This window comes from Clostridium sp. (assembly GCF_051278035.1).
Taxonomy (GTDB): Bacteria; Bacillota; Clostridia; order Clostridiales; family Clostridiaceae; genus Clostridium_AD.
In genome coordinates this window covers 1-11,761 of record NZ_JBNMNU010000139.1, presented here as the reverse complement: position 1 = coordinate 11,761, position 11,761 = coordinate 1, and the positions used below count along the sequence as shown (strand labels likewise).

11 protein-coding genes, 1 pseudogene and 1 other annotated feature are annotated in these 11,761 nt (G+C 31.2%); of the genes and pseudogenes, 1 reads left to right on the top strand and 11 read right to left on the bottom strand.

What is annotated here, in order from left to right:
- The 9 genes and pseudogenes from ACJAX4_RS17685 to ACJAX4_RS17645 all read right to left on the bottom strand — a co-directional run.
- Positions 1–617: pseudogene (locus ACJAX4_RS17685) on the bottom strand (hypothetical protein); the annotation flags it as partial.
- 76 nt (positions 618–693) lie between these two features.
- Complete coding sequence (gene rsmA / locus ACJAX4_RS17680) at positions 694–1,530, bottom strand: 16S rRNA (adenine(1518)-N(6)/adenine(1519)-N(6))-dimethyltransferase RsmA (protein ID WP_435790769.1); 837 nt, start codon at positions 1,528–1,530, stop codon at positions 694–696.
- A complete protein-coding gene (rnmV, locus tag ACJAX4_RS17675; protein ID WP_435790768.1) occupies positions 1,511–2,074 on the bottom strand; it encodes a ribonuclease M5 in 564 nt (187 codons plus the stop codon). The genes rsmA and rnmV overlap by 20 nt, the downstream gene beginning before the upstream one ends.
- A gap of 136 nt (positions 2,075–2,210) precedes the next feature.
- Positions 2,211–3,248 (bottom strand): 3D domain-containing protein, encoded by a 1,038-nt coding sequence (locus ACJAX4_RS17670; protein ID WP_435790767.1) that lies wholly within the window; start codon positions 3,246–3,248, stop codon positions 2,211–2,213.
- A 287-nt stretch (positions 3,249–3,535) separates the two neighbouring features.
- On the bottom strand, positions 3,536–4,300 hold the full coding sequence (locus tag ACJAX4_RS17665) for a TatD family hydrolase (RefSeq protein ID WP_435790766.1): 765 nt from the start codon (positions 4,298–4,300) through the stop codon (positions 3,536–3,538).
- A 43-nt stretch (positions 4,301–4,343) separates the two neighbouring features.
- On the bottom strand, positions 4,344–5,861 hold the full coding sequence (locus ACJAX4_RS17660; RefSeq protein ID WP_435790765.1) for a DUF445 family protein: 1,518 nt from the start codon (positions 5,859–5,861) through the stop codon (positions 4,344–4,346).
- Positions 5,862–6,012: 151 nt separating this feature from the next.
- Positions 6,013–7,953, bottom strand: a complete 1,941-nt coding sequence (gene metG / locus ACJAX4_RS17655) for a methionine--tRNA ligase (RefSeq protein WP_435790764.1) — start codon at positions 7,951–7,953, stop codon at positions 6,013–6,015.
- An 81-nt stretch (positions 7,954–8,034) separates the two neighbouring features.
- Positions 8,035–8,312: a binding site (T-box leader), on the bottom strand.
- A gap of 86 nt (positions 8,313–8,398) precedes the next feature.
- Complete coding sequence (locus ACJAX4_RS17650; protein ID WP_435790763.1) at positions 8,399–8,935, bottom strand: spore maturation protein; 537 nt, start codon at positions 8,933–8,935, stop codon at positions 8,399–8,401.
- A 53-nt stretch (positions 8,936–8,988) separates the two neighbouring features.
- Complete coding sequence (locus tag ACJAX4_RS17645) at positions 8,989–9,564, bottom strand: nucleoside recognition domain-containing protein (protein WP_435790762.1); 576 nt, start codon at positions 9,562–9,564, stop codon at positions 8,989–8,991.
- Positions 9,565–9,788: 224 nt separating this feature from the next.
- Here ACJAX4_RS17645 and ACJAX4_RS17640 point away from each other — a divergent pair, with 224 nt between their 5' ends.
- Positions 9,789–9,974 (top strand): hypothetical protein, encoded by a 186-nt coding sequence (locus tag ACJAX4_RS17640; protein WP_435790761.1) that lies wholly within the window; start codon positions 9,789–9,791, stop codon positions 9,972–9,974.
- An 88-nt stretch (positions 9,975–10,062) separates the two neighbouring features.
- Here ACJAX4_RS17640 and truA read toward each other — a convergent pair whose 3' ends face one another.
- The gene (gene truA / locus ACJAX4_RS17635; RefSeq protein ID WP_435790760.1) at positions 10,063–10,800 is read right to left on the bottom strand and encodes a tRNA pseudouridine(38-40) synthase TruA; all 738 of its coding nucleotides are present in this window, start codon (positions 10,798–10,800) and stop codon (positions 10,063–10,065) included.
- A 98-nt stretch (positions 10,801–10,898) separates the two neighbouring features.
- On the bottom strand, positions 10,899–11,761 hold an 863-nt coding region (locus ACJAX4_RS17630), incomplete at its 5' end, for a YiiX/YebB-like N1pC/P60 family cysteine hydrolase (RefSeq protein ID WP_435790759.1).

Genomic DNA, 11,761 nt, shown 5'->3' with positions numbered 1-11,761 from the left:
ACGTTTTCAACAATAGCTACTTGAATAGTATCTCCTTCTTCATCTTCGACCCTTTCAACTACATCACTCTGCACTTTTTCATCAATAGTTTCATCCATTTTAACTTTAATTAATTCAATGTCTTGCTCATATTCATCAAACTCATTAACTACACTCTCTGTTCTAGTTTCTTCCTTTTCCTTGTTCAAATCTGCTAACTTATAATTTCTCCATTCATTTGGTTTATCTGTTGTTGAAAATCCACTCATTATAGAGACTACATTATTATCTAGAAATTTCACAATTGCAGCCCCAATAATCTTATCAGCAGAAATACCAGTGTCTGCTATATTTTCTGTATCATATTCATGTGAAATATCTACCCTACCATAATCGTCTATGTTCAATTTACCCAGTTTTATAATTTTATTTACATCTTTTTTACCACATATCAAAATCATGTAGTAAGGTTGTTTTTCTTTCCTTAGGTTTTGCACATAGTATGAAACCTTACATTTACTGTTTTTCATTTCAAGCTTAGCATAACCAGACGGAATTTTTTCAGAGTCTAAAGAATACCCTTTCTCATCTTCTTGTAATATAATAAAATACCTACTATAATTTTTTTTAGGTGTCACCTTCTTTTCCCTCCATATAAAACTTATTCATTATAATATATGAAACAAATAATAAAAAATGAACACATCTGAAAATTTATTTTACAAGACCTATTTCGTCTGAAAGTGTAGCGAATTCTTGAAGTGATAGAGTTTCCCCTCTTCTCTTCGGATCAATGTTTGCTCTTTCAAAACATTTTTCTAAATCTTCCTTACTAACGCCAATATTTTTAACACCATTCCACAGTGTTTTCCTTCTCATATTAAAAGATTGCCTAACTATAGAAAAGAATAATGCTTCATCTTTAACCTTAACTTTAGGTTCCTCTAATTTATCCAATCTAATAACAATAGATTCTACCTTAGGCTGCGGCAGAAATGCTGATGGTGGCACGAGACTTAATATTTTCGTATTACAGTAGTATTGAACTAATATGGAAAATGCTCCATAAGCCTTACAATCAGGCTCAGAATCAATTCTTACCCCAACTTCTTTTTGTATCATTATAGTTAGTGATTTAAAATTATAACCCTTGGTGAGCAAATTTACGATTATTGGAGTTGTAAGATAATATGGCAAATTAGCTACAAGCTTTACGGATTTCTCATTTCCCATTAATTCATTAAAATCTACTTTTAGCGCATCCTTATGAATAAGTTCAAAGTTATCGAACTCTTTAAGTTCTTCTTCTAAAATCGGAAAAAGTTTTTCATCTAACTCTATGGAACAAACTTTTTTTGCTCTTTTTAAAAGTGCTCTAGTTAAAGTTCCAAAACCCGGCCCTATTTCTATAATAAAATCCTCACTATTAACATCCGCACCATCTACAACATCTTCTAGCACTGAGTCATCAATTAAAAAATTTTGCCCGAGTCCTTTTTTAAACTTAAAATCATATTTCCTTGCAACCTCACTAATCGTTAAGTTTTCCATAGTTCATCTCCTTTTCTATATTTTTAATTGCCTCTATAAATTCTTCTTTAATAATACCGTAGTTATTAAGTCTAGTTATTAATTGCGCGCAGTTGCCGTATCCTATACCTAGCTCATTTCCTAATGCATCTCGACGCTCTTTCGCTTTACTATCACCTGTTAACTTGAAAAATATCATATCGCCTATATTAAACTCTTTTCTTTTATCTTGAACTTCAAATTTTGCAGTTTCAAGAGCTCTTATTATCGTTTCAGGTGATGCGTTTTCAACCCCTATGTCTGAACCTTTTGTGCCATCCTTTTGAGATATGTATGCATGCTTTACATTCGGTACTCTTTTAGTAATAATTCTTCTTATTTTCTCTCCAGCAAAGTCTGGATCGGTAAATATTATTACTCCATTTCGCTTTTGAGCCTCTCTTATTTTATTAATTACCTTCTCGTTAATTCCAAATCCACCTACCGAAATGAGTTCTGCTTCTACAGCTCTTTTTATTGCTGTAATATCATCTCTTCCTTCAACTACTATTACTTCTTTAATCATAATGTCCTCCTAATCGCTCTTTTGTGTGTAGTATTTTCTAATTACATGCTTCTTATTATTTTTTAATAACTATATATATAATATCATTTTATTTACTAATTGAAAATTCTAAAGAAAAAAAAAGGAGCTTAAGCTCCTATTTTAAGAAATAAATATTTACACTTCGAGAACCCCAATTCATACTTTCATTAATGGTATTGTAATATAGATCTATTCTATTGCCTTTTATAGCTCCACCTATATCTTCCGCAATGGCGTATCCATACCCCTCTACATATACCTTTGTTCCAAGAGGAATAATTCTAGGGTCTACCGCTACCGTACTAAAACCACCAGGGTTTCTTTTTGCCTTTACTCCAGTGGCAGTTATACCAAAGCCAGGATCACCGGGACTTTTACCCGTAGACTGAAAATCAGCATTATACGCTGTTGCCCTGACTCTTAATTTATTAGTATAACTAATCTCACCTCCACGCGATGGTTTATATACACTAGTTGTTCCGAGTTCAATTATCTCTTTAACTGGATTTGATTTAAGTTCTTCACTTACTAGTTTTCTTGATGATTCTTTTCCATTTTCATATACAATAGCTAAAGTAAGAAGTTTTTGTCCAGTTTTTCCTTTTTGTACTACTTTTTTTACACCTTTATTTAGCTCACTAGTGTTCTTAAATTCAGTTACAAAGTCTATTGCTTGGGTTTCTTTAAGAACCTCAGTTTTTACTCTTGTTATTTTTACTTGTAACCCCGGTTTTAGCAAAGTATCTTTTGACGGGGTAATTTTGTCTTCAACATTTAATATAATTTTTTCTGCTTTTAGCATATCTTCTACTGTACCTTCAGCAGTTTTAACATTTGAATTTTTCCCATCAACTGATAATTTAACACCTACAGCTTTTTTTATATATATTTTGTCTCCATCTTTTACTTTACTGTCTAGACTAACTGTTATTTGGTCTTTCGCCCCTAATGCTATATTGTTAGTTTTTAGTATTTGAGTTACATTACTTTTAAGTGTTATAACTTCTATAGATTTACCATCAACAACAATTGATATAGCTTTTTTCATATTAAATAAGGTGGCTGTAATGCATGTTAATACTAGCATTACCACAAAGAACGTTTTAGGACCATTGGAAAAACAGCTCTTAAAATCATTTTTCACATTTTTCATTTTCAAAATTCCCTCCCTTGGACAAGAGTACTTGGGTATTATACCTTAAAGCAACTAATGTGTCAAATTCCGAACCCATTCCTCTCAGTTTTACTGTCAATGCATCACTATGCATATAATTATAATCACAGATTATAATCTCAAAATATATTAGCTAATCCAGTCTTTCAAGGGTAATTTAGCAAATAATATTTTTCATTAAAATTATATGCTTCGATATCAATAATAATAACCATAATTATCTGTAAATATTTTCTATAATTTAAGATATTAACCATTTTACACCATTAATTTATTTTTAGCAAATGTTTTGCATTTAGTATTGTTATCTGTTCAATTTCTTCTATAGACCTTTCCTTAATTTCTGATATTTTTTCTATTATACATCGAATATAATCAGACCTATTCCTTTTCCCTCTATATGGCGTTGGTGCCATGTATGGGCAATCTGTTTCCACTAGTATCCTATCCATTGGTACCGCTCTTGCAACCTCTATTGCTTTCTTTACATTTTTAAAGGTTATAACTCCTGTAAATCCTATATAATATCCGAGCTTTAAGCATTCCTTAGCAAATTCAACACTTCCCGAAAAGCAGTGAACTACCCCTGTTACCTCTGGAAATTCTTTTAATATATCTAAAGTATCACTATGCGCATCCCTATCGTGAATAACAACTGGTAGTTTAAGTTCCTTTGCTAGCTTCATTTGGATCCTAAAAGCTTCTTTTTGAATTTCTCTACTTGGATTTTCTTCATAATAATAATCTAATCCTATTTCTCCAACGGCTCTAACCTTTACATTTTGTGCTAAATTTCTTAACTCATCAATAATTTTATTATTAACAGTATCAGCATGTTCTGGGTGTACTCCCACTGCCGCATATATAAAATCATATTTATCCGATAATTCCACTGACATTCTTGCACCTTCAATAGAAGCACCACAATTTAATACTCCTATTACTCCTCTATCTTTTATCTCACTTATTACTGTATCTCTATCTTCATTAAAAGCCTCATCATCATAATGTGCATGTGAATCAAATATCATAATAAATTGCCATCCTTTCTACGCATCTATATTTGTATATATACTAAAGCGAACCCAATATAGGAGCGAGAATACCCATAATTGCTCCAAGAAGTGCCCCTATCCAAGTTATAGCTTTTAACTCCTTACTCGCAATTTCCAATATGATCTCCTCTGCAAAAGCTACATCAAATTCATTTATTTTATCTTCAACTATTTTAGCCACATCTAATACTTCAATTACATCAGCCGCCTTATTCTCTACAAATTTATTGTATTGCTCTCTAACTATTTTAGAGATAGATTCTGACAACCTATTCCCATCTTCTTCAAATATTGATTTCGTCTCTATCTGTAAAGACCTATTAATCATCTTTGATACTAATTCTGCTATCTTTATTTTCACATAATCACTTTCTGCAATAGCTACTATTCTACTATTTATAAATTCCTCTATTGCATTTTTGTAGTCTATGCCTGTTTTCTCAAGCATTTCTTCAATAGATTTGTAATTACTAATTGCACCCTCTATTTTATCAAAAGTGCTTATAATAAGTTTTTTATCTATAATTTTTGTTTTGAATAAATCAAGTAGTGGATTTATACCAAGAAGAATTTCCTCTTTAGACAATTCAGATAAGACTTTAGATATTGATTCATTCATAAGTTTGTCTATTATGTCATTAATAATTGAAGCAATATCATTATGGTTTTTTTCATCATCCAAAAATTCATTTATACCTGTTACAACCTTATCATTAATGCTATCCGCATTCATAAACATCGCTATCATTGGGCTTAACTTAGTGCTAATTGTTTCTTCTACAATTTCTCTAAGTTTGTGCCTGTTTTTTTCTTCTTTCATCATTTTTTTTATTGCCATAGCAATCTCATATTTTTTTGCATATACATGCACTTTTATATTGTCAGTTATTTCCTTTGGTATCACATCGTCAAAATTCTTGTCTAAAAGCTTTAGTCCATTCACTTTTTCTTCCAATATGTTTTGAATCTCTAGATGAAAACCTTCTGAATCTTTATACTCTATTGCCGCATTTAACATTTTACTTTTTATTGAATTATATAATTCACTTTCACAAATAACTCCCGGTTTAGCACCTAGTTCAAGCATTAATTGATTGTTTATATATTTAACGATATTACTTTTAACAGCCTCTTCATTTATATAATCTATAAGTAATTTAGAAAGATTATTGTTAGTTTTAACAATAACTTTATAGTATTCTTCGCCTAGTAAATTTTTTAACTCATTTTCAACTGTAACTCCTCTGTTTTGTAAATCTACAACTTTATTTTTTACCCAAGAATGCACTTGATCATTCATATTTTCACTACATAAGGATTTTGTAATTGTTTCTTTTGTCAAAAGATGCTTCCCGATAGACTCCCCTACACTTTTAGCAATTCGAGACTTTTCCTTTGGTATAACACCTGGAGTAAATGGAACTTTCAACTTACCTATTCTAACTTCTTTATGTGGCTTAAATAGCATTTTTATAGCTAACCAATTTGTTATATACCCGATAACAGCTCCAACTAAGGACCCTATAATAAATTTCATATAAATTTTCCTCCTCGTAGTATCTATAGTAATTATAACAACTAATTATAAATCTATGATCATTAAAATTCAATAGACTAGGTGTTAATTATCCTACATAAACAAAAGCATGAAGTCTAATTTACTAGAACTTCATACTTTTGAAATAAACTTACCTAACTATTGTACCAGTAGGTAATTCACTTGGCACCGTTACTGCAAATAACTCCTTATCGTCCTTTGTTGCTGCTGCAATTATCATACCCTGAGATAATTCTCCTCTCAAAGTAACAGGTTTTAGATTAGCTACAAGTACTACATACTTTCCAACTAAATCTTCTGGCTTATAATGCTCAGCTATTCCTGAAATCACCTGTCTTATTTCTCCACCTAAATCTACCTTTAGCTTAAGAAGTTTTTTAGTTTTTTTTATTGGCAAGCATTCTAGTACTTTGACCACTCTCATATCTATTTTCTCGAAATCTTCTATGGTAATTTCCTCTTTTACAGGCTCCATAGTAGGCTTTTGTGCTACCTTCATGCTTTCTTCTACAATCTTATTAAGTTCTTCTATTTTAGCTTCTACATCTATTCTTGGGAACATCACTTCCCCTTTATTAACTTTTGTTCCCGCACTTGTTCCATCAAAAGATGCTATACTATCCCAAGTTGTTATTCCTACATTTAATTGTACATTTATTTTTTCACTTGTAGTCGGTAAAAATGCTGAAATTAATACTGAAGTTATTCTTAATGATTCTACTAAATTGTATAATACTGTGCTCAGTCTTCCCTTTTGAGCTTCATCTTTTCCAAGAATCCAAGGTGTTGTCTCATCTATATACTTATTAGTCCGCCTAATAAGTGCCCAAACATAATCCAATGCTTCGGGAATTTTTAATTCCTCTATAGCTTTTTCTACTTTACTTGGCGCTGCAAGTGCTACTTCTATAAGCTCATTATCAACATCCGCTATATCTTTCGGTGCTGGAATAACTCCATCAAAATATTTTTCTACCATTGTTACAGTTCTTGATAATAAATTACCTAAATCATTGGCGAGGTCCGAATTTGTTTTCTTTATGAATATTTCGTTAGTGAATATTCCGTCTGAACCAAATGGTATTTCATGAAGCAAATAATACCTTACTGCATCCACTCCAAAATGATTAACTAGTATTACTGGGTCTACTACATTACCTTTAGATTTTGACATTTTTACACCACCGTCAAAAAGAAGCCATCCATGACCAAATACTTGCCTTGGAAGTGGTAAATCTAATGCCATTAACATAATTGGCCAATAGATTGTATGGAATCTTAGTATATCTTTACCTATTAAGTGGACATCTGCTGGCCAGTATTTCTCATAAAGGGAGGTATCACAACCGTTATACCCAAGAGCCGTTATATAGTTTGAAAGCGCATCTACCCACACATATATAACATGGCCTGGATCGAATTCCACTGGTATTCCCCAATTAAAAGTTGTTCTTGAAACGCATAAATCTTGAAGACCCGGTCTTAAGAAGTTATTTAGCATTTCATTTTTTCTTGATTCTGGCTGAATAAACTCAGGATGACTTTCAATGTATTCAATAAGTCTATCAGCGTATTTTGACATTTTGAAGAAATATGCCTCTTCCTTTGCTTTTTCAACAGGCCTTCCGCAGTCAGGACATTTTCCATCAATCGCCTGCGTACCTGTCCAGAAAGATTCACAAGGAGTGCAGTACCAACCTTCATATGCCCCTTTATAAATATCACCTTGATCGTACAACTGCTTAAATAGCTTTTGAACAGCCTTTTTATGGTAATCGTCTGTAGTTCTTATAAATTTATCATAGCTTATATTCATAATATCCCACAAATCTTTTATGCCCGCTACTACATCATCTACATATTCTTTTGGAGTAACCCCTTTTTCTTCTGCTATTCTTTGAAGCTTTTGTCCATGCTCATCTGTTCCCGTTAAGAACATTACATCATAACCTATAAGCCTCTTAAATCTTGCAATTGCATCAGCAGCTACTGTTGTATATGTATTACCGATATGTAAATTTGATGATGGATAGTAAATTGGTGTCGAAATATAATAAGTTTTTTTAGTCATAGTTTTCTCCTACCTCTCCTGATTTAATAATTATTATTTCCCAGTAAATAAAAAAAATCTCTAAACAGAACATTCATTCTGTTTAGAGACGTATTTAACGTGTTACCACTCTAATTTATCTTTATATCACTATAAAAATCTCCATAGGTGATTTTTATCACCTGTCAATATAACGGTTTCTACCGTATTATCCTACTAATAAAATTCAAAAGTTTATTTTCACAAACAAGCTTTTATAGTTCTTTAATGGGATAATCTGCTTAAAGGCCATGTTCACAAGCTCGTCTGTTACTGATTTTCACCTACCTCAGCTCTCTTTTAACATTCCAGCTTATTACTCTTCTCATCATTGCATTTATTTAATAGTAATTGTACTTTATATAAATCACTATGTCAATATTTTTTTCTAAATTTATAGATTTATACCACCTTCTGTAAAATATCCCTAAAAGAAAAATTTGGCCAAATTAACTGCCATTATAATTGATGTAATATCTGCCAAAATGGCTGCAAACAATGTATGTCTAATTTTTTTTACATTTACCGCCCCAAAGTATATTGTAAGGGTATAAAAAATAGTCTCTGTTGAACCCATTATTATAGATGCCACGCGCCCTATGTAGCTGTCCGCTCCATACTGTTTTATAATGTCAGTAAACACTCCGAGTGCTCCACTTCCAGATAGTGGTTTTATTAGAACCAAAGGAACAACTTCCGGTGGAAGGCCAATAAATACAACAACTGGTCTTACTAAATAAATAAAATAGTCTAAAGCCCCAGAGGCTCTAAATACATTGACAGCAATAATCATAGCTAAAAGGTACGGAAAAATCTTAAGACAAATAGTTATTCCATCCTTTGCCCCTTCCACAAAACACTCATACACTTTTACCTTCTTAATAAATCCATATACCACAACTAGTCCAATGATAATTGGAATTATCCCTTTTAAAATATATGATACTAAATTCCCTAGAATCACCCGATTCCACCTACCCCCATTTAAATTTATATATAGTTGCTGACACCCTTTCCTTAGAAAAACCTCTGTAGAATTTTACAATAAACTATTCCGAGAGCTGCAGCAGTACCTGTTGCAAGTATGGCTGGAAGTATTATAATTGCTGGATTTTGAGAACCGTACGCAGCTCTTATAGATATTACAGTTGTAGGCAAAATTTGAATACATGCAGCATTTAAAACTAAGAATAAAGCCATGTCATTACTAGCTGTTTCCTTTTCTTTATTATTTTTCTGCATCTCTTCCATTGCCTTTATGCCAAAGGGTGTTGCTGCATTAGATAGTCCCATCATATTCGCTGTTAAATTCATAGTAATACTAGCCATTGCCTTTTTATCTTTTCCAGCCTCTTTAAAAATAAGTTTTAAAATCGGTCTAAGCACCATAGCTAATTTATGAGTTAATCCACTTTTCTCAGCAATTTTCATTATTCCACACCAAAGACACATCATCCCAACTAGCCCCATGACAAGCTCAACAGAGCTAGCTGTTGATGAGACAACAGCCTTTGATAAAATCTCTCCTTTTCCTGTAATAATTCCAATAATTATTCCTAATGATAAAATTAAAAACCAAATGATATTTATCATATATACTCCTCCTAGCATTTAAATTATCAATGTTTCATTAATATATATGTAGCCATTTCTATAAACTTGCATATATTAATATTTAATTGGTAACATATACTATAAAAGCCTTATATTTTATGGGTTCTATAAAATAAAAGCTCTTTCTAGCTTGAAATTAGTAATTACTAATGATAGGATTTAGGTATACATTTAAAAATATCATAAGATAAGGAGATTAATGAATGGAAAAAGATAATCTGAAACTAGCACAAAATGGCATTGATGATGCACTCGACACTATAGAATTGCTAGAGAAAACTATAAAAGAAACGCCCGATTCAAAAAATATTCTAAAAGAAAGTTTTTACACTCTTTCTAAAAAAGTTGATGAAATTGAATATTTATTAAAAAACGAAGGTATACTTTAACTCACCATTTAAAATAAAAACAACAAAGGGACTAATATTATTAGTCCCTTTGTTGTTTTTATTATTTAATTGTATTTATTAAAACTATTTAGTAATTAACTTCTTCTAAAAACAATCCTTTAGCTGGTGCTATGTGTCCAGCATACTTTCTTTCTTTTTTCTCTAAAATAACACCAATTTCATCTACAGATTTTTCACCTATTCCTACTTCAACAAGTGTTCCAACTATTAGCCTTACCATATTTTTCATAAATCCATTTCCTTGAACACTAATTTCTATATTTCCATCTTCATTTACAATATTTATAGTGTAAATATCTCTAATAGTAGATTTTTTCTTACTTTTAAGAGTTGTAAAACTTTGAAAATCATGCTCACCTATTAATATTTCTGATGCTTTTCTCATATTTTCTATATTTAGAGGCTGTATCACATGATAATCATATTTTCGAGTAAATACATTATGCGCTTTATTATTACAAATATTATATACATATTTCTTAGCCTTAGCTAAGTACCTTGCATGAAAATTAAGATCTACTTCTTCCACTGTCTTCACTACTATATCTTCTGGTAAATATTCATAACAGTAACTACGCATTTTGTGATCTGGCATAGTAGATTCCGTTCTAAAATTTGCTACTTGATTGGTTGCATGTACACCCGCATCTGTTCTACCAGACGCAGTAATTTCAATATTTTCTCCAGCCATTTTACTTAATACTGCTTCTATTTTATGCTGAATCGTATTATCACTATCTCCAAGTCTTTGCCACCCTTTGTATTTAGTTCCATCATATTCTATTACAATTTTTATATTTCTCATATTAATTATTTATCCCACTTTCTTTTCTAGAATTAAGTCTAGTATTTTACGTATCTTTTTAACTATATCACCTATATTATATACATATATTACACTTATTAAAACATTCCATACAAAATAAATCTTAGTTTTGACAACACTAAATTCATTTTCACTACTGGATACCTTGTTTTTGTATTTAGAATAATCCTACTCATTACTATTTTCCACCCAGTTAGCTTCCAGGTTGTTTTTAAATCCACTGCATTTTTGCTTATAGCTTTTCTTTCTGTTTCACTACCATCATAAAATACTACAAAATCAAATTCTGAATTTCCACTGTCAAATTCTTCATCAAATTTTTTAATAATGCTATTAGGTGATAATAATAATCTACCGGCTTTTGGTTCTAAGTCAAATTTAAGACCTTTCTTATTACTTGAGCATAAGTAAGACTTGTAAATTAGTTCACTACAAAACAGTGCATTATCAGTCATAATGTCAAAATTATAATCATATGCCTTACCTAAAGATTCAAAAGCTATAAATAAAGCCTTTAATTTATCTTCTTTAGATAGCTTTGGCCTTAGAGCAGAAAAATAATCAACTTTCGCAATTGCATATAAAGAGTTTATTACGACTCCCGGGGCAATAACTTCTATAATATATTCTATATTGTCACTACTACATATACTATCGTATACTTTCGGATAGATTGCATTTACATACTCTGACACACATGAATAATCTCCTAGAGGCATATCCTTAAAGTAGCTATCCAATTCATTTAAACATCCTATATAAATCCCAGAATGAGTCCAAAATCCTTCTATACCGATATTTGTTAGTTGATAATTGTTTCTCTTTAAGAGAATATCACCCGGTAGCAATTCTTTTCTTATAGTATTAATATCTTCATTGCTAACATATTTTTCTTCTCTACTAGAGTAATCCACTCCAGTAATGCTTATCGCAAGCCATT